Genomic DNA, 18349 nt, shown 5'->3' on the forward strand with positions numbered 1-18349 from the left:
GGGCTATGATCGTTGCAGTTCTGGCGCTTGTTTTCGCCGCGGCACTGACATTGACAGTCGGTGTTCGCGATGGCGGCTTTGCGCTGCTCTTTCAGGCACTGACCGCATTCGATCCCACCGATCCGGCCCATATCGCAATCCAGTCGATCCGCATGCCACGCCTGATCGCTGGCCTGATCGCCGGCGCCGCACTCGGCATGGCCGGCACGATCATGCAGGCCATCACCCGCAATCCGCTCGCCGATCCCGGCATTTTGGGTATCAATGCGGGTGCGGCCTTCGCCGTCGTCATCGGTTCGCTGATTGCAGGCCGCGCCGATAACGGCCTGATGGCGGCACTTGCCTTTCCCGGCGCTGCCGCCGCTGCCATTGCCGTCTTCGCATTGGGCGGCGGGTTGAAGGGAGACGCCGGCCCGGTGCGCCTGACGCTGGCCGGTGTCGCGCTCAGCGCCATGCTGCTCTCTTTTGTCTCGGCCATCATTCTTGCCCGCAACGAGGCGCTGGAAGTGTTTCGCTTCTGGGTCACCGGATCGCTGGCGCAGGCCGGCATGCGGCCGCTTGGTTATATGGCCATTGCCGCCGTGCTCGGCGCTGGCCTTGCCATCGCCATCGCGCCGCGCATCGAAGCCTTGTCGTTGGGGTCTGCGCTTGCCCGCGGGCTTGGCACCAATCCCGGCCGCATCCAGCTCGGCGCGCTTGTGGCGGTCACGGCGCTGACCGGCGCGGCCGTCGGCGTTGCCGGGCCGATCGCTTTCCTCGGGCTGCTCGTGCCGCGCCTTGCGCGCCGTGTCGGCGGCCATGTTCTGCGCCGCGAACTGATTGCTGCTGCCATTCTGGGTGCCACGATCCTGCTGTTTGCCGATACGATCGGCCGCATCCTCATCCCGCCGGCCGAAATCCGCGTCGGCACCATGACGGCGCTGATCGGTGCACCGATCTTCATCTGGATGGCGCGCCGTCTGCGCGCGGGGGCGGGCGCATGACCAGCGGCATGACAAGGGGTCTCAAGGGTGGTCTCATCCTGGCGGTCGCATTGCTGGTCGCCATCGTGCTGTCGCTGATGATCGGCCAGATCCGGCTGTCGGCGTTCGATCTCTGGAATGGCCTTCTGACCGGCAAGGGGCCGGGCGCGCTGACCCTGCGGGTGCTGCGGGGGCCGGGCATTGCCACCGCCATCGGTGCCGGTGCGGCGCTTGGCGCATCGGGGGCGATCTTCCAGATCCTGCTGCGCAATCCGCTGGCCGCGCCGGATATCATGGGTTTCACCTCGGGTGCCGGCCTTGCCGTTGTCTGTGGTGTTCTGGCCGGCACCACCCTGCCCATGCCGCTTCTGTCCGCCGCCGGTGGTCTGGCTGCGGCCTGCGCGGTTGCCATTATGGCAATCAAGCGTGATGGAACGCAGGTGCCGATCACCCTCATTCTCGTCGGTCTTGGCATCGGTTTTCTCACCACCGCGGCCCACAGTTTCATCGTCACTCGCCTGCCGCCCGAACAGGCGGCCGAAGCGCAGCGCTGGCTGACCGGATCGCTCGCCGCCCGCGACTGGGGCCATGCGGGCCAAGTGTTTGGCTGCGGCGCGGTGCTGGCCGTCATCCTTGCCATTCAGGTGCGCGCGCTCGGCCTTCTCGAACTCGGCGATGATCTCGCAACCGGTCTTGGCCTGAAAAGCAACCGGGCGCGTCTGAAACTCGCCGGTACCGGCGTGCTTCTGGCCGCAACCGGCGTGGCCGTCGCCGGCCCCATTCCCTTCATCGCGCTGATGGCCGGGCCGCTCGGCATGCGCATCACCGGCGCCACCCAGCCTGGCGGTCGCATCCTGTCGGCTGCCGTCACCGGCGCCATCATCACGGTTCTGGCGGATCTGGCGGCACGGTCCATCGTGCCGGGTCTGCAACTGCCCGCCGGCGTCATGACCGGCATTTTTGGGGCGCCTTATCTGCTGTGGCTTCTGTCGCGCGAAATGGACGCCGGAGATATCTGATGACACATTCGAACGACAACGCGCTGAAAGCGGAAAACCTCACGATCGGTTACGGTGAGAGAACCGTCATCGACAACCTGTCGCTGAATTTCCCGAGCGGCCGCATGACTGCCATTCTCGGCCCCAATGGTTGCGGAAAATCCACGCTGCTGCGCGCACTCGCCCGCCTGATCACACCGGCAAAGGGCAGCGTCAGGCTGGGTGGCGACGATATCTTTTCGATGGACACGCGCGCACTTGCCCGCCGCCTCGCAATCCTGCCGCAGGCCTCCAAGGCGCCGGAAGGCATCACTGTTGCCGATCTGGTCCGCCGTGGCCGAACACCCTGGCGCGGCCTGTTCTCGGCCTGGAGCGAAGCCGATGCGGCAGCCGTCGAGCGCGCGTTGAAGGAAGTCGGGCTGACGGACATGTCGGAGCGGCCGATCGACCAGCTGTCCGGCGGCCAGCGCCAGCGCGCCTGGATCGCGCTCGTTCTGGCGCAGGATACGCCCTGCCTGCTGCTGGATGAACCCACCACATGGCTCGATCTCACCCACCAGATCGAGGTCCTGTCACTGGTGCGCGAGCGTAATCGCAGTCAGGGTGTGACCGTTGTCACCGTGCTGCACGATCTCAATCTGGCAGCACGGTTTTACGATACGCTGGTTCTGCTCGGCCCGAACGGCATGGTCGCGGCCGGTTCGCCGCAGGATGTGTTGACGGAAGAAAATCTGACGACCGGTTTTGGCCTCTCGGCCATGGTCGTACCTGACCCGATCACCGGCACGCCGATGGTCGTGCCGCGCTAAGCGGTATTCAGCTCCAGTAGGAAACCGCGGTAAAATCGCGTTTGCCGAAACCGCGGGCCAGAAGGCAGGTGCGAGCGGCCTTGGCGGCATCGCAATGGCCGGCAAACCACACGTGGCAGGTGGAAGGCGTTTCGCAGCATTCCAGTGCTTCCACGAGGTTATCTACCGGCACGACACGGTCGTCGCTGGCAAGCTCGCAGAGATTTTCCTTCGAAACCTGCAGATAGGCTTTCACCTTGCCGGGCGCGACCGCCAGCATGCGGGAAATCGCCGGCATTGCCGTTTCATCGCCGAACAGCAGCAATTCCGAGGCTTCGGGGCATCCGCCGCCGCCCGGTCCCATTAGGCCGACCGTCTCGCCGACAGGGTTGCTTTCCGCCCAGTCCGAGGTCGGGCTGCCCTGATGGCGGAAAATATCAAATTCCAGCCAGTTATCCTCGGCTGCGATGGTCGTATAGACCGGCTTGTGCAGAGCGTCCTCGCCCTCCGGCCACACGGTGCGGCCGTTGGCGGCGGTGCGCGGCCAGATGGGCGCGCGGCCACGCGGGCCGATGAGAATGCGGAAATGCAGGCTGCCGGTCGCGAAACGAGCCGCGTCGGAACCTTCAAGGCGAACCCGCAGATAACCCGGCGAGCGGCGCGAAACCGACACCACTGTCATCAGCGACAGGCCCGGCGCCAACGCACCTTCGTCGACCTTGTCCCACTGGATCGACAGGCCGCTGCCCTCGAGCATCTCCGTCACGCTGTCCTGCAGCGTCCGCAAAAGCCGTTCTTCCGGTGAGGTCAGCTTGAAGGTGCCGCCTTCGCCTTCAAGGCAAAGGCTGGCTCTGGAATTCCACACGCAGAGCGATGTCGAAACGCCATCATCCTCGAGGGTCATGTCCCAGAGCGTGGCGCGTGCCTTCAGCGCTTCCAGTGCTGCCGCACCGTTTGTGACGATGCGGCCTTCGGTCTTGTATGTCGCTGCCATGGTCTCTGCCCGCAGTGTCCGTTGCAGGCTTCATGCACATTCATGACTGTAAATGTCAAGAATGCACCTGATCACATCGAACACAAGCGGATCAGAAAACGATCAACGCAGCATTTTGGGGCCACCCAAAATCTTGTCGTCGATCTCGCCGATCGCCTCGAGGTCACGGCCGACATAATCGATGGAGGTGAGGATATGCCGCAGCACGTTGATGCGTGCCCGCCGCTTGTCGTTGGAGAGAACGACGGTCCACGGGCTGTCGTCCTTGTGGGTCTTGTCCAGCATGACGTCGCGCTTGGCGGTATAGTCGTCCCATTTGGGCAGGCCGGCAATGTCCATCGGCGACAGTTTCCATGTCTTCAACGGATCATGGCGGCGATCGTGAAAGCGCTTCAGCTGCATCTCATGGCCGATATCCAGCCAGAACTTGAAGAAATGAATGCCGTCATCGACGATCATTTGCTCGATGTAAGGCACTGTTTTCATGAAGTCGCGATACTGCTCGATCGTGCAGAAGCCCATGACCGGCTCGACCACGGCGCGGTTATACCAGGAGCGGTCGAACAGGGTGATTTCGCCGGCACTCGGGAAATGCGTCACGTAACGTTGAAAATACCACTGTCCCGCCTCGCGTTCGGTCGGCTTGGCCAGCGCCACGATATGGGCGGAACGCGGGTTGAGATAGGAGTGCAGGTTGAAGATCGTACCACCCTTGCCGGCAGCGTCGCGTCCTTCGAACAGCGCCATCAGCCGCTTGCCGGTGGATTGCAGCGAATATTGCAGCTTGACCATCTCGACTTGCAGCGCATGCATCTGCTTGTCGTATTTTTCGCGGTTGAGCTTGTCCTCGTAAGGGAAGTCGCCGGAGGCGAGCGCCTTTTCCTCCACCCAGTCGGGCAGGTCGGGATCGTCGATGTTGAAGATCCGCTTCTTGCCCTTGATATCGAGTTCGACTGCGCGGCTCTGGTCAATGTCCATCTATGGCATCCTCCTGGCATATGGTCCGTAAAAACAAAGCTAGTGCAGTCGGCGGCGCAAAGCCAGTTGGCAAAGCACACAGGGCAATTCATCGTTCTGTTGCAAAGCTGTGCAAAAGCACTTGGCAGTCGTCGGTCGATGCATATCTGTCATGATAGCGCTATAAAACCGCGGGTTATCGTTTTGACTGTGGTGATTTGGAGCGCGCGTATGAGCGTGGTGGAAGCGGTGCAAAAAGACAGCAGGCAGACAGGCATGCGAATGGCTTCCCGGTTCCGGCGCGGCTGGCCGATTTTTGTAGTGGCGACGCTTCTGGCGATCATCGCCTGGTTTTCGCAGGCCGATGGCCTGATGGTCGCTGCCGGCTGGGCGTTGATCGTTCTGTCCATCTTCGCCATCCGCTTCGGGTCCTCGGCGGTCGCTAATGCACCGGCAAAAGAAGAGGTCGCCGAAGAAACGGATGCGCAGCCGCTTGCCGAAATCGTGACCGCCTACAACGCGCTCGATATCCCGATCCTCATTCTGTCCAGCGATGCAACGGTGCTTTTCCACAATCCGGCTGCCGAAAAGGCGCTGGGCGAGTTCGAGGTCGGATCGCATCTGTCGGCGCGCCTGCGTTCACCCGGCATTCTCGACATGGTGCGCGAAACGGTGGCGACCGGCGAGCCGAACCAGATGGAGCATTCCGAGCGGCTGCCATCCGAGCGGGTCTATATTCTGCGCATCGCACCGGTCATGGAAGAGGGGGCACCTGTCGGTGCCGCGCGTCTTTATGTTCTCTCCTTCCGTGACATTTCCGAACTGCGCCGCCTCGACCGCATGCGCTCCGACTTTGTCGCCAATGCCAGCCATGAGCTGCGAACGCCGCTCGCGTCCCTGCGCGGGTTTATCGAGACCATCCAGGGGCCGGCCAAGGGTGACGCCAAGGCGCAGGAAAAATTCCTCGGTATCATGCTCGATCAGGCAACGCGCATGAGCCGGCTTGTCGATGATCTGCTGTCACTGTCGCGGCTCGAGCTGAAATCCCATATCGCGCCGGATCAGCGTGTCGATCTGCTGCCGCTTGTCTGCCATGTGCGCGATGCGCTTCAGCCGCTGGCGACCGATCTCGGTGTCGATATCCGCATGCACATGCCGGAAGGCAAGGTCGAGGTGACCGGCGACCGGGACGAACTCGTGCAGGTCGTGGAAAATCTTATCGAGAACGCCTGCAAATACGGGCAGGAGGGTGAGATCGTCGATGTCTATCTCACCAAGCAGGAAGGTCAGCCGGTCGAATTCAGCGTTGTCGACCGCGGGCCGGGCATCCCGGCAGAGCATGTGCCGCGTCTCACCGAGCGTTTTTATCGCGTCAGTGTTGCCGATAGTCGGTCGAAAAAAGGCACCGGTTTGGGGCTCGCCATCGTCAAGCATATTCTCACGCGCCACCGTGCACGGCTGATCGTGAAGTCCGAAATCGGAAAGGGAACCACGTTTACCGTGCGTTTTTGACATAAAACCCGGATGTGAGATTCACACGGTAAAAATAACGAAATAAAATCAGGTAGATAAACTGTCACAATTGTTTCATCGAAGTGACATAAAAGCTGAGGCCAAGGGCAGCTAAGACGTGGCTGTCGAATGCCGGGAAGCGCGAAAATACCGGCTCCAAACGCTTTTACAAACCCATACCGGGAGAACATCGATGAACATGTTGAAACTTTCCGCAGCAGCCCTGGTGGCTTCTGTTGCCTTCGCTGGTGCAGCTGCTGCCCGCGATCAGGTTCAGATCGCCGGCTCCTCCACCGTTCTTCCTTACGCGAAGATCGTTGCCGAGACGTTTGCTGAAACCTTCCCGAACTTCAAGGCTCCGGTCGTTGAATCCGGCGGCACCGGCGGCGGTCTGAAGGCATTCTGCTCGGGCGTCGGTGAAGGCACGATCGACATTGCCAACGCTTCGCGCAAGATCAACAAGAGCGAAGCTGAAGCCTGCAAGGCTGCCGGCGTCAACGACGTTCAGGAGGTCCGCATCGGTTACGACGGCATCGTATTTGCCGCTGACTCGTCCAACGGCGACATGAAGATCGAGCCGAAGGACCTCTACAAGGCTCTGGCCGCTGAAGTCATCGTTGATGGCAAGCTGGTTGCCAACCCTTACAAGAACTGGTCGGACATCAACGCTACCCTGCCGAAGGGCCCGATCGCTGCCTACATCCCGGGTTCCAAGCACGGCACCCGCGAAGTCTTCGAAGAGAAGATCATGGCTGAAGGCTGCAAGGAAGCCGGCGCCACCGACGTCATCAAGGCTGCCATCACCGATGCCAAGCAGGCTGCCGCCAAGTGCGTAGCAGTTCGCAAGGACGGCGTTGCTGTCGACATCGACGGTGACTACACCGAGACGCTCGCTCGTATCGCTGCCAACAAGACCGGCCTCGGCGTCTTCGGTCTGGCCTTCTACGAAAACAACAAGGACAAGCTGAAGGTTGCGACCGTATCGGGCGTTTCTGCTTCGACCGACACGATCTCTTCCGGCAAGTATCCGGTTTCCCGCCCGCTGTACTTCTACGTGAAGAAGGCTCACCTGGGCGTTATCCCGGGCCTGAAGGAATACGTCGAGTTCTTCATCTCCGACGACATGGTTGGCCCGGACAGCCCGCTGGCTGAATACGGCCTGGTTGCTGCTCCGGACGATCAGCGCGAAGCAGTCCGCAAGGACTTCGCAGCCGGCAAGACCATGTAATCAATGACCCGGCGCCGCCCTTCAAAGGCGGCGCCGACTTTTTTCTTCTTCTTTTGGCCTTTCGGTCGCCCGGTCAGGGGCGGCCTGTAGCGGACCCGCAGTTGTGGCTGCGTTGAGTAACCGCGAATAAATCGGTTCCGATGATTGGGATTGTGCGGTAATGCGTGCCGCCGATGGCGGTAGGCCGGGGGATACTAATGAGCACACCATTGATTTTGTTGGCCTTGGCGATCATTGCCATTGCCTGTTATGTCGCCGGGACACGGCGCGCTCTGGCAATTGCCGGCGGCTTGTCCTCCAATCTGCATTCCCGTCAGGGTTATTACGGCAGTTTTGTCGCCATCTGTGCCACGGTGCCGGCGGCGATCGTTCTTGCCGTCTGGCTGATTGCCAGCCCTTTCTACATCAATTCGACGGTCATGAGCGGCTTCCCTGAAGAGGTGAAGACGCAGAGTGAAGCGCAGCAGGGCCTCAGCTTCGGCATGGTCGGCGGGCTTGCTCGCGGCATGGATGTGCTGACACTCGAGGAAATCGACGCTGTCAGCGCCAATCCGGCCGAACTTCGTAGCCTGCTCGGCACCAAGGGTGTCGCGCTTGCCGGTGATCCTGAGCCGTGGATGGTCGTGTCCGCCGGCGATCTCAACGCCATGCAGAAGATCAGCAGCCGCATCATGACGGCAGTCGTGCTGATCATCGCGCTTGCTGGTGCCGGTCTCTCCTATGTCCGCATCGCGCCGCGCTTTCGCGCCCGCAACCGGGTCGAAAAGGTCATTCTTTCCGCTCTGGTCCTCGCATCGTCGATCGCCATCGTCACCACGATCGGCATCGTCATGTCGATGCTGACCGAAGCCACGCACTTCTTCGGCCGCGTGTCGCCCTGGGAATTCTTCTTCGGCACCGTCTGGGATCCGCGCTTTGCTGCGGCCGGCGCAACCGCTTCGGAAGGCCAGTTCGGTCTTATCCCGCTTCTCGCCGGCACGCTTTATATCGGCTTCGTCGCCATGCTTGTCGCCGTCCCGGTCGGCCTGTTCTCCGCCATCTATATGTCGGAATACGCCTCTCCGAGAGTGCGCTCCATCGCCAAGCCGCTGCTCGAAGTCCTGGCCGGCATCCCGACCATCGTTTACGGCTTCTTCGCGCTCACCTCGGTCGGTCCGTTCCTGCGTGACATCTCGGCGCAGCTGAGCGGGCTTACCACCGGTGAATACGCCAACTTCATTCAGGCGCAGAGCGTTCTGACCGCCGGTTTCGTGATGGGCATCATGCTGATCCCTTACGTCTCCTCGCTGTCGGACGATATCATCACCGCGGTGCCGCGTGCCCTGCGTGACGGTTCGCTCGGTCTCGGCGCCACCAAGTCGGAAACCATCAAGAAGGTCGTCATGCCGGCAGCTCTGCCGGGTGTGGTCGGTGCTCTCCTGATGACCGCCTCGCGCGCCATCGGCGAAACCATGATTGTGGTGCTTGCCGCCGGTGTTGCCGCCCGCATGCAGCTCAATCCTTTCGAGCCGATGACCACCGTGACGGTCAAGATCGTCAGCCAGCTGACGGGCGACCTTGAATTCACCTCGCCGCAGACGCTGGTTGCCTTCGCACTTGGCATCACGCTGTTTGCGATCACGCTTTGCCTCAACATCTACGCGCTCTTCATTGTGCGCAAATACCGGGAGCAGTACGAATGACCGACGTGGTTTCTTCCCCCGCCGGCGTGCTTGCAAAGCCCGCCCGCCGCGATATCGGCATCAAGCGCCGCTACGCCGCCGAACGCCGCTTCCGCGCCTATGGCATCGCCGCCCTGTCCTTCGGGCTTCTGTTCCTGGCACTGCTTCTGTGGTCGGTCGTTTCCAAGGGTTACACCGCCTTCCAGCAGACGATGATCACCGTTCCGGTCGAATTCTCCGAACAGGTCATCGACAAGGATAACGAGCGCGCTACCGATCCGCAGAAGCTGATGACGGCAAACTATCCGATCATCGCCCGCAATGCGGTGGCCAAGGCACTCGGCGTTGCCGAAAGCAACACGGCCGATCTGCGTGCCGTCAACCAGATGATTTCGAACAGCGTCCGCAGCCAGCTGCGCGACATGGTCGTCGCCAACCCGCAAATCATCGGCACCACCCAGACGGTGTCGCTGCTTGCAGCCGGTGATATCGACAGCGCCTGGAAGGGCCAGATCAATCTCGACGTGTCGGAAGACAACCGCAAGGTTTCCGACAAGCAGGTTGGCTGGATGAACCAGCTGGCTGAAGCCGGCGCGCTCGCCAAGCACTTCAACGGCGGCATCTTCTTCAACGGCGCATCCAGCCGTCCGGAAGCAGCCGGCGTCGGCGTCGCCCTGATCGGCTCGTTCTACATGATGCTGATCGTGCTGGTCCTGTCGCTGCCGATCGGTGTTGCCGCCTCGATCTATCTTGAGGAATTCGCTCCGAAGAACAGGCTGACCGACCTGATCGAGGTGAACATCAACAACCTCGCGGCCGTTCCGTCGATCGTCTACGGTTTGCTCGGTCTGGCTGTGTTCGTCAACTTCATGGGCCTGCCGCGCTCGGCCTCGCTGGTCGGCGGTCTGGTTCTGACCCTGATGACGCTGCCGACCATCATCATCGCCACCCGCGCGGCATTGAAGGCGGTTCCGCCGTCGATCCGTGCGGCCGCACTCGGCCTCGGCGCTTCGAAGATGCAGACCATCTTCCACCACGTCCTGCCGCTTGCCATGCCGGGCATTCTGACCGGCACCATCATCGGCCTGGCGCACGCGCTTGGCGAAACCGCGCCGCTTCTTCTGATCGGCATGGTCGCCTTCGTCGCCAACTATCCGACCACTCCCATGGATCCGTCCACGGCCCTGCCGGTGCAGATCTACATGTGGGCCAACGAGGCGGAACGCGCCTTCGTCGAAAGAACCTCGGGAGCAATCATTATCCTGCTCCTGTTCCTCATTGTCATGAACGTCGGTGCGATCCTGTTGCGCCGCCGCTTCGAACGGCGCTGGTAGAAGGAGCTCTGTTATGAACATGATGTCTGAAGCAGCAGTGGAAAAGGCGCTAGACAAGAAGATGACTGACATGTCCTACAAGATGATCGGCAACGACGTATCCGTCTATTACGGCGAGAAACGCGCCCTGTTCGACGTCAACCTCAACGTTCGCGAAAACACCGTCACGGCGCTTATCGGCCCGTCCGGTTGCGGCAAGTCGACCTTCCTGCGCACGCTGAACCGCATGAACGACACGATCGAGGGTTGCCGCGTCACCGGCAAGATCACGCTCGACAACGACGATATCTACGACAAGGAAATCGACGTCGTGGAACTGCGTGCCCGCGTCGGCATGGTGTTCCAGAAGCCGAACCCGTTCCCGAAGTCGATTTATGAAAACATCGCCTACGGTCCGCGCATCCATGGTCTTGCCCGCAACAAGGCGGACATGGACCAGATCGTTGAAGCCAGCCTTCAGCGCGCGGGTCTCTGGACCGAAGTCAAGGATCGTCTGCATGAAGGCGGCACCGGCTTGTCCGGTGGTCAGCAGCAGCGTCTGTGCATCGCCCGCGCCGTCGCCGTTTCGCCGGAAGTCATCCTGATGGATGAACCCTGTTCGGCGCTCGATCCGATCGCAACCGCCAAGGTCGAGGAACTGATCCACGAACTGCGCGCCAATTACACGATCGTCATCGTCACGCACTCGATGCAGCAGGCGGCCCGCGTGTCGCAGCGCACCGCCATGTTCCACCTTGGCCAGCTGGTCGAGGAAAACGACACCGACAAGATGTTCACCAATCCCGATGACCAGCGCACGCAGGATTACATCATGGGCCGCTTCGGCTGATCCGGGTCTTTGACCCGAATTGCCTGAACCGCAGACATCAAGGATCAGAAAAATGGTTTCGACCCATATTCTTTCGGCCTACGACGAAGAGCTGAAATATTTGAACCGCCGCATTTCCGAAATGGGCGGCCTGGCTGAGCAGATGTGCGGCGATGCCGTGCGCGCGCTCGTCAATTCCGACACGGCGCTGGCCCAGAAGATCATTTCCGACGACGTCATCCTCGATCACGCCGAGCGCGAGATCCAGGACAAGGCGATCGTCACCATTGCCAAGCGTCAGCCGATGGCGGCCGACCTTCGCGAAATCATCGGCACGCTGCGCATCGCAGCAGACCTTGAGCGCGTCGGCGATCTTGGCAAGAACACTGCCAAGCGCGTCATCGCCGTGCAGGGCACCGGCGTTCCGCGCAAGCTGGCCCGTGGCCTGGAGCATCTCTCGGATCTCGCCCTCGTGCAGCTCAAGGACGTTCTCGACGTGTTTGCCAGCCGCTCGGCTGAAAAGGCGGAAATCATCCGTGCCCGCGACGAGGAAATCGACGCGATGTACACGTCGCTGTTCCGCGAACTCCTGACCTACATGATGGAAGATCCGCGCAACATCACCACCTGCACGCATCTCCTGTTCTGCGCCAAGAACATCGAGCGCATCGGCGACCACGCCACCAACATCGCCGAGACCATCTATTACATCAAGACCGGTGCCCAGCTTGAAGGCGAACGCCCGAAGGACGATACGGCAAACACGGTTGGTGCACTCGTCGAGTGACGGGTGAAACGGAGCAGATAAGACATGCTACCCAAGATCGCGGTCGTTGAAGACGAAGAAGCACTGAGCGTGCTTCTTCGCTACAATCTCGAAGCCGAAGGATATGAGGTCGAAACCGTTTTGCGCGGTGACGAGGCCGAAATCCGACTTCAGGAACGCGTTCCTGACCTTCTCATCCTCGACTGGATGCTGCCGGGCGTTTCCGGCATCGAACTGTGCCGGCGCCTGCGCATGCGGCCGGAGACCGAACGTCTGCCGATCATCATGCTGACGGCACGCGGCGAGGAAAGCGAACGTGTTCGCGGTCTGGCGACGGGCGCAGACGATTATGTCGTAAAACCGTTTTCCACGCCGGAACTGATGGCCCGCGTCAAGGCTATGCTGCGCCGAGCCAAGCCGGAAGTTCTCTCCAGCGTGCTGAAATGCGGTGATATCGAGCTTGATCGCGAGACACACCGTGTTCACCGCAAGAGCCGCGAAGTGCGCCTCGGCCCGACCGAGTTCCGCCTTCTGGAATTCCTTATGGTCTCGCCGGGCCGCGTGTTTTCGCGCTCGCAGCTGCTGGATGGCGTCTGGGGCCATGACATCTATGTGGATGAGCGTACCGTCGACGTGCATGTCGGACGCCTGCGCAAGGCCCTGAACTTTTCCAACATGCAGGATGTCATCCGCACCGTTCGCGGCGCGGGTTATTCGATGGAAGCCTGATCGGTTTCACCTGCTCACAATGAAAATGGCCCGGATGTGTCTCGCATCCGGGCCATTTTTTTATTCTGCTGGTGCCTGCGCCTCGCGCCATTCCGGCAGCGGAAAGATCCGGTCATATGCCATGTTGAAGAGGAAGGCGTAGACCAGGTAGAAGGTCGCGAACGAGATATCCATCACCAGCGCCTGCCAGAGCGTCACGCCCAGATACCAGGCGATGAACGGCAGGAGTGCGACCAGCAGGCCAAACTCGAACAGCACGGTATGGGCCACGCGCAGAGGCATGGTTTTCAGAGTGCTGCCGCGAAACTTCTGCATCAGGTGGTCGAAGCCGAGATTGTAGATGTAGTTCCAGGCCGTCGCGACAGTTGCCGAGACGATGCCGACGACACCGACATGTTCCACCGGAAGATGGAAAACGAAGGACGCGAGCGGAGTGAAAAGCGCAAGCCCGATGATTTCAAAGCTGAGTGCGTGGCGAATACGGTCGCGCGTCGTGCGCATGGTCAACCCCTTGGGTTTTGGCCGGGTCGTCCCGGTGTGTCAGCCCAGTTCGGGGGAGGTCGTCCTCGCGACCCGTAAATAGGTTTTCGGGAGACGATAGGCAAGCCGCCAGATGGCAAAGCTGCTATGCATATAGGCAATTGCCGGATCCGTAGGCGCAAAAAAGCGGGCCAGAAGCCCGCTTTCGATCTCGTCCTCGTGTGGTCTTGCCGGCTTTTACGAAGCGCGGGCAACAGCCTTGTTGCGGCGCTCGTTGACCGGCTGGTAGGCCATGCGGCCGTGGTACTTGCAGTAAGGCGAGTTGTCCGGGGATTCTGCGCCGCAGAAGTGGAAATCGTCCTTCAGCGGATCGCCCATCGGCCACTTGCAGGTGCGCTCTGTCAGTTCCGTCAGCGCCAGCTTACGGTTGATCGGAACGACGATGTTGCCGGCAGGCTTGTAGACGGCGACTTCCTGCGTCGCGTCCATTTCCATCTCTTCGCGCACTGCGTTGGCGCCGGCCGGGCGCTGAACGGTGCGGGTCTGCGGGCGTGCTGCAAAATTGCTCTGCGGGCGCGGTGCGGAAGCCGCGACGCGCTTTGCCGGACGCGCTGCAGCGCTGGTGCTGCCGCCGGCTTTCGCTCGGCCCGGCAGGTTCAGGCGGTGGACTTTGCCAATCACCGCGTTACGGCTTACGCCTCCAAGTTGAGCGGCAATCTGGCTGGCGCTCAAACCTTCGGCCCATAATTTCGTCAGGCGCTCGACGCGCTCGTCAGTCCAGTTCATGCTATCTCTCCGCCGTGAGTGCCGAACGTGGCTTGAATCGGTCACCGCTCCGGCAAATAAATTTGCCGGAAGACACTACATCTATACTTTTGGTGACTAAGTCCGCCGCATGCAGCCTAGTAATTGACGATTAACCTAGTGTGGGGCTGACTCCGTGGCAAGAGTCGGGCGAATCACCGCGAATCGATTTCCGTGTTTTCCCCAACTTGCTGTCCGGGAGAGTCATAATTGTCACAGCTTCCGGGCGAGTAACGGTCGCGCGCAATAAAGCTGTTTTCAGGGCATTGGAAGCTGTTTTGTTGACAGCACACAGCGAAATGCCGATAGTGCCGACGCCGCCTGTCAAGGCGGCATTTTCAATTTTGGCGACACCCGTCGCCACCTGATTTCGATCAGTTTAAAGGAGTGAATGTCGCCATGTCTGAAACCGCGCTTTTCGACACGTTTGCCCGGGCTCCGCTGCGTTTTGAACGCGGCGAAGGCGTTTGGCTTGTGACGGAACGCGGCGAGCGATATCTCGATTTTGGCGCCGGCGTTGCGGTCACCTCCTGCGGTCACGCAAATCCGCATCTGGTCGAGGCGCTGAAGGCTCAGGCGGAAAAGGTCTGGCACCTGTCCAACCTCTATGAAATTCCGGAGCAGGAGCGTCTCGCCCGCCGGTTGACAGAAGCGACTTTCGCGGACAAGGCATTCTTCACCAACTCAGGCGCGGAAGCGCTGGAATGCGCCATCAAGACGGCGCGCCGTTACCACTATTCCAAGGGCCATCCTGAGAAATTCCATATCATCACCTTCGAAGGTGCCTTCCACGGCCGCACGATCGCGACGATCGCTGCCGGTGGTCAGGAAAAATACATGGAAGGTTTTGGTCCCAAGGCTCAAGGGTTCGATCAGGTGCCGTTCGGCGATCTCGACGCGCTCAATGCCGCCATCAATGAAAATACCGGCGCTCTGCTGATCGAGCCGATCCAGGGTGAGGGCGGCGTGCGCCCGGTCACCAAGGAATTCATGCGCGAGCTGCGCCGGATCTGCGACGAAAAGGGCCTGCTGCTGATCCTCGACGAGGTTCAGACCGGCGTCGGCCGTACCGGCAAGCTGTTTGCCCATGAATGGGCGGGCATCACCCCCGACATCATGGCGATCGCAAAGGGCATTGGCGGCGGCTTTCCGTTCGGCGCCTGCCTTGCAACGGCAGAGGCCGCATCCGGCATGAAGCCCGGCATCCACGGCACCACCTATGGCGGCAATCCGCTGGCCATGGCCTGCGGCAATGCCGTGCTCGACATCGTGCTGGCCGAGGGTTTCCTTGAAAACGTCCGCGATGTCGCGCTCGTCTTCCGTCAGGGTCTTGCGGCTTTGAAGGATCGCTTCCCGGAAGTGATCGAGGATATTCGCGGCGAAGGGCTTCTGCTCGGCATCAAGGCCAAGGTTCCTGTCGGCGATCTCGTCGTCGGCATGCGCAACGAACACATGCTGGCTGTGCCGGCTGGCGACAACGTCGTCCGTCTGTTGCCGCCGCTTGTCGTCACCGCGGAGGAAGCCCGCGAAGGCCTGGCCCGCATCGAACGGGCCGCGGAAGCACTTACCGCTGAACAGTTGAAAAAATCCGCCTGAGGGGCAGGGAAGAGGGCGCCATTGAAGGTTCCCTCTTTATAGGGAATTTAAAATGGCATCTCCCAAGCATTTTCTCGACCTTTCCGAAGTTTCGGCAAAGGATCTGCGCTCCATTCTCGACGACGCCAAGGTCCGCAAGCAGGCCACCAAGGCCGGCACCGCGGACAAGCCGCTGGCCGGCAAGATGCTGGCGATGATTTTCGAAAAGCCGTCGACCCGCACCCGCGTTTCCTTCGATGTCGGCATGCGCCAGCTCGGCGGCGAGACACTGTTCCTGTCGGGCACGGAAATGCAGCTCGGCCGCGCCGAAACCATCGGCGATACGGCAAAGGTTCTGTCGCGTTACGTCGATGCGATCATGATCCGCACCACCGATCACAGGCGCCTCATCGAGCTTGCCGAACACGCCACCGTGCCGGTCATCAACGCGCTGACCGACGACACCCATCCCTGCCAGATCATGGCCGACCTGATGACCTTCGAGGAACATCGCGGCTCCGTCGAGGGCAAGACCTTTGCCTGGACGGGTGACGGCAACAACGTGCTGCATTCCTTCGTCGAAGGTGCTGCCCGTTTCGGTTACACGATGAACATGGCCGTGCCCATGGGCTCCGAGCCGCACGACAAGTTCATGAACTGGGCGCGCAACAATGGCGGCGAGGTGAAACTCTACCACGATGCCGAGCAGGCGGTTGCCGGCGTCGACATGGTCGTCACCGATACCTGGGTTTCCATGAACCAGGAGCACAAGGCGCGCGGCCACAACATCTTCCAGCCCTATCAGGTCAATGACGCGCTGATGAAGCGCGCCAAGGACGATGCGCTGTTCATGCATTGCCTGCCGGCCCACCGCGGTGAGGAAGTCACCGATGCCGTTATCGACGGTCCGCAGTCGGTCGTTTTCGACGAGGCGGAAAACCGCTTGCACGCGCAGAAATCGATCCTTGCATGGTGCTTTGGCGCCGTCTGAGGCGTCTCTTTCAAGGCGGGAAGCCATGGCTTGATTTTCGCCATGGCCGACACCACTTCTTGGACTTCAAACGGGCCGGGCGGCATGATCGCACCGGCCTTTCAACATATATCGGCGTCGTCTTTTGACCCAGTCAGCGGTTCCGCTCGGCGGGTGCATATGTCAGATTGATCCTAAAGATCGGCGCAGAAGGAGCGGAAAATGGCAGAAGCAACCGTTGAACTGAACGATCTCAGTCTTGCCGGCGATGATCATGTCGTGCCCTTCCAGGTCGAAGGTCTGGATGTGCGCGGCCGTGCCGTCCAGCTGGGGCCGCTGTTGAAGACCATTCTCGGTCGTCACGATTATCCGACACCGGTTGCCCGCCTGCTGGCCGAAGCCATCGTGCTCACCGCGCTGATCGGCACGTCGCTGAAGTTCGACGGCAAGTTCACCGTGCAGACCAAGGGTGATGGCCCGGTCGATCTTCTGGTCGCCGATTTTTCGACGCCAGATTCCTTGCGCGCCTATGCCCGTTATGACGAGGAAGCGCTTGCCGCGGCCGTCGAGGCGGGGCGTACTGCGCCGCAGGAACTGCTGGGCGAGGGCATTCTGGCCTTCACCATCGATCAGGGTCACGGCATGCAGCCCTATCAGGGCATCGTGCCGCTCGATGGCTCGACGCTCGAAGAGATCGCCAGCGTCTATTTCCGCCAGTCGGAACAGATCCCGACGCGGGTGCGCCTTGGCGTTGCCGAACTGTTCGACCGTGACGAGGACGGCAAGCCGCGCCACAACTGGCGTGCCGGTGGCATTGTCGTGCAGTTCCTGCCGCAGGCGCCCGAGCGCATGCGCCAGCCCGACCTGCATGGTGGCGATGGAGACGAGCGCGAAGAGGAGCATTCCTCCGACGATGCATGGGCGGAAGCCCGCATGCTGGTGGAGACGGTGCACACCGATGAACTGACCGATCCGCAGGTCGGCATCGAACGGCTACTCTATCGCCTGTTCCATGAGCGTGGCGTGCGCATCTACGAACAGCAGGCCGTATTCGATCGCTGCAGCTGCTCGCGCGACAAGATCAAGGGTGTGCTGTCGGGCTTTTCCGCGGAAGAGATCTCGGCGAGCCAGGAAAACGGCGAGATCGCCGTCACCTGCGAGTTCTGCTCGACCACCTATCGATACGACGTGGCCGAGTTCGCCTCCGCCTGATCGGTTCTGGCATCAAAACGCAAAAGGCCGGCAGCGATGCCGGCCTTTTGCGCATGTGCTGGAAAAACGCGTCAGTTCAGAATGCGCAACTGCCCCGGCGAATCCAGCGAAAACGCCGGGATGTCGACGATCATCGTTTCGCCGTCGTCAGTTTCCATCTGGTAATGGCCGAACATCATGCCGGACGGCGTGTCCAGCGGGCAGCCGGATGAATATTCATAACTGTCGCCGGGCTGCAGGTGTGGCTGTTCGCCAACCACGCCAAGTCCTTCGACTTCATCGACCAGTCCGTTTTCGTCGGTAATGTGCCAATAGCGCTGAACCAGTCGCACCGGCTTGGAAGAATGGTTCGAAATAACGATACGATATCCCCAGACATAGCGGCTCTCATCCGGATCGGATTGCTCCTCCAGATAATAGGGTTCCACTTCGACTTCGATATCTTTCGTTCGTGCACTATACATGCCCGATACACCTCACACTGATGCTATCGGTATTATATAGAGTGTGTCTCACGTCAAGAAATCCCGGCAGCAAAGGGCTTTTGCGACCGGGATTCTGCATATTAGGG

At 60.9% G+C, this 18349-nt stretch carries 18 protein-coding genes; 13 read left to right on the forward strand and 5 right to left on the reverse strand.

Annotated elements, in window-relative coordinates; translation table 11 throughout:
- Positions 1–5: 5 nt before the first annotated feature.
- From EDF70_RS18690 to EDF70_RS18700, 3 genes are read left to right on the forward strand one after another with little or no spacing between them, the layout of a single operon-like run.
- Positions 6–983 carry an iron ABC transporter permease gene (locus EDF70_RS18690; RefSeq protein WP_132276623.1) on the forward strand — a complete coding sequence of 326 codons (978 nt, stop codon included), beginning with the start codon at positions 6–8 and terminating at the stop codon, positions 981–983.
- Entirely contained in the window at positions 980–1981 is a 1002-nt protein-coding gene (locus tag EDF70_RS18695) for an iron ABC transporter permease (RefSeq protein ID WP_132276625.1), read from the forward strand. Before EDF70_RS18690 ends, EDF70_RS18695 begins: the two co-directional genes overlap by 4 nt.
- Positions 1981–2769, forward strand: a complete 789-nt coding sequence (locus EDF70_RS18700; protein ID WP_132276627.1) for an ABC transporter ATP-binding protein — start codon at positions 1981–1983, stop codon at positions 2767–2769. Before EDF70_RS18695 ends, EDF70_RS18700 begins: the two co-directional genes overlap by 1 nt.
- Before the next feature lie 7 nt (positions 2770–2776).
- Here the strand turns inward: EDF70_RS18700 and EDF70_RS18705 are convergent, their stop codons facing one another.
- Together EDF70_RS18705 and ppk2 are read right to left on the reverse strand one after the other, a co-directional pair.
- A complete protein-coding gene (locus EDF70_RS18705; protein WP_132276629.1) occupies positions 2777–3742 on the reverse strand; it encodes a siderophore-interacting protein in 966 nt (321 codons plus the stop codon).
- 102 nt (positions 3743–3844) lie between these two features.
- Positions 3845–4720 carry a polyphosphate kinase 2 gene (gene ppk2, locus EDF70_RS18710; protein WP_132276631.1) on the reverse strand — a complete coding sequence of 292 codons (876 nt, stop codon included), beginning with the start codon at positions 4718–4720 and terminating at the stop codon, positions 3845–3847.
- 261 nt (positions 4721–4981) lie between these two features.
- On the opposite strand from ppk2, the gene phoR reads away from it, so the two are divergent.
- The 7 genes from phoR to phoB all read left to right on the forward strand — a co-directional run bounded on the left by phoR (position 4982) and on the right by phoB (position 12737).
- Positions 4982–6211: a phosphate regulon sensor histidine kinase PhoR gene (gene phoR, locus EDF70_RS18715; protein WP_132276851.1), complete on the forward strand. Its 1230-nt coding sequence runs from the start codon at positions 4982–4984 to the stop codon at positions 6209–6211.
- A gap of 193 nt (positions 6212–6404) precedes the next feature.
- Positions 6405–7439, forward strand: a complete 1035-nt coding sequence (locus EDF70_RS18720; RefSeq protein WP_132276633.1) for a substrate-binding domain-containing protein — start codon at positions 6405–6407, stop codon at positions 7437–7439.
- A gap of 197 nt (positions 7440–7636) precedes the next feature.
- Positions 7637–9121: a phosphate ABC transporter permease subunit PstC gene (gene pstC / locus EDF70_RS18725; protein WP_132276635.1), complete on the forward strand. Its 1485-nt coding sequence runs from the start codon at positions 7637–7639 to the stop codon at positions 9119–9121.
- Positions 9118–10434: a phosphate ABC transporter permease PstA gene (gene pstA, locus EDF70_RS18730; protein ID WP_132276637.1), complete on the forward strand. Its 1317-nt coding sequence runs from the start codon at positions 9118–9120 to the stop codon at positions 10432–10434. Before pstC ends, pstA begins: the two co-directional genes overlap by 4 nt.
- A gap of 13 nt (positions 10435–10447) precedes the next feature.
- Positions 10448–11263 carry a phosphate ABC transporter ATP-binding protein PstB gene (gene pstB, locus EDF70_RS18735; RefSeq protein WP_132276638.1) on the forward strand — a complete coding sequence of 272 codons (816 nt, stop codon included), beginning with the start codon at positions 10448–10450 and terminating at the stop codon, positions 11261–11263.
- Between the two features lie 52 nt (positions 11264–11315).
- Positions 11316–12029: a phosphate signaling complex protein PhoU gene (gene phoU, locus EDF70_RS18740; RefSeq protein WP_132276639.1), complete on the forward strand. Its 714-nt coding sequence runs from the start codon at positions 11316–11318 to the stop codon at positions 12027–12029.
- Between the two features lie 24 nt (positions 12030–12053).
- A complete protein-coding gene (phoB, locus tag EDF70_RS18745; RefSeq protein WP_132276640.1) occupies positions 12054–12737 on the forward strand; it encodes a phosphate regulon transcriptional regulator PhoB in 684 nt (227 codons plus the stop codon).
- A 60-nt stretch (positions 12738–12797) separates the two neighbouring features.
- Here phoB and EDF70_RS18750 read toward each other — a convergent pair whose 3' ends face one another.
- Both EDF70_RS18750 and EDF70_RS18755 read right to left on the reverse strand, forming a co-directional pair.
- Positions 12798–13238, reverse strand: a complete 441-nt coding sequence (locus tag EDF70_RS18750) for a PACE efflux transporter (protein ID WP_132276641.1) — start codon at positions 13236–13238, stop codon at positions 12798–12800.
- Positions 13239–13454: 216 nt separating this feature from the next.
- On the reverse strand, positions 13455–14003 hold the full coding sequence (locus EDF70_RS18755; RefSeq protein WP_132276642.1) for a GcrA family cell cycle regulator: 549 nt from the start codon (positions 14001–14003) through the stop codon (positions 13455–13457).
- A gap of 417 nt (positions 14004–14420) precedes the next feature.
- Here EDF70_RS18755 and EDF70_RS18760 point away from each other — a divergent pair, with 417 nt between their 5' ends.
- The 3 genes from EDF70_RS18760 to EDF70_RS18770 all read left to right on the forward strand — a co-directional run bounded on the left by EDF70_RS18760 (position 14421) and on the right by EDF70_RS18770 (position 17778).
- Entirely contained in the window at positions 14421–15617 is a 1197-nt protein-coding gene (locus EDF70_RS18760; protein ID WP_132276644.1) for an aspartate aminotransferase family protein, read from the forward strand.
- A 52-nt stretch (positions 15618–15669) separates the two neighbouring features.
- Complete coding sequence (gene argF, locus EDF70_RS18765) at positions 15670–16587, forward strand: ornithine carbamoyltransferase (RefSeq protein WP_132276646.1); 918 nt, start codon at positions 15670–15672, stop codon at positions 16585–16587.
- A gap of 201 nt (positions 16588–16788) precedes the next feature.
- Complete coding sequence (locus tag EDF70_RS18770; protein ID WP_132276648.1) at positions 16789–17778, forward strand: Hsp33 family molecular chaperone; 990 nt, start codon at positions 16789–16791, stop codon at positions 17776–17778.
- Positions 17779–17849: 71 nt separating this feature from the next.
- Here the strand turns inward: EDF70_RS18770 and apaG are convergent, their stop codons facing one another.
- Positions 17850–18242 (reverse strand): Co2+/Mg2+ efflux protein ApaG, encoded by a 393-nt coding sequence (apaG, locus tag EDF70_RS18775; protein WP_132276650.1) that lies wholly within the window; start codon positions 18240–18242, stop codon positions 17850–17852.
- Positions 18243–18349 lie beyond the last annotated feature (107 nt).

It is taken from the genome of Neorhizobium sp. JUb45, from assembly GCF_004343585.1.
Taxonomy (GTDB): Bacteria; Pseudomonadota; Alphaproteobacteria; order Rhizobiales; family Rhizobiaceae; genus Neorhizobium.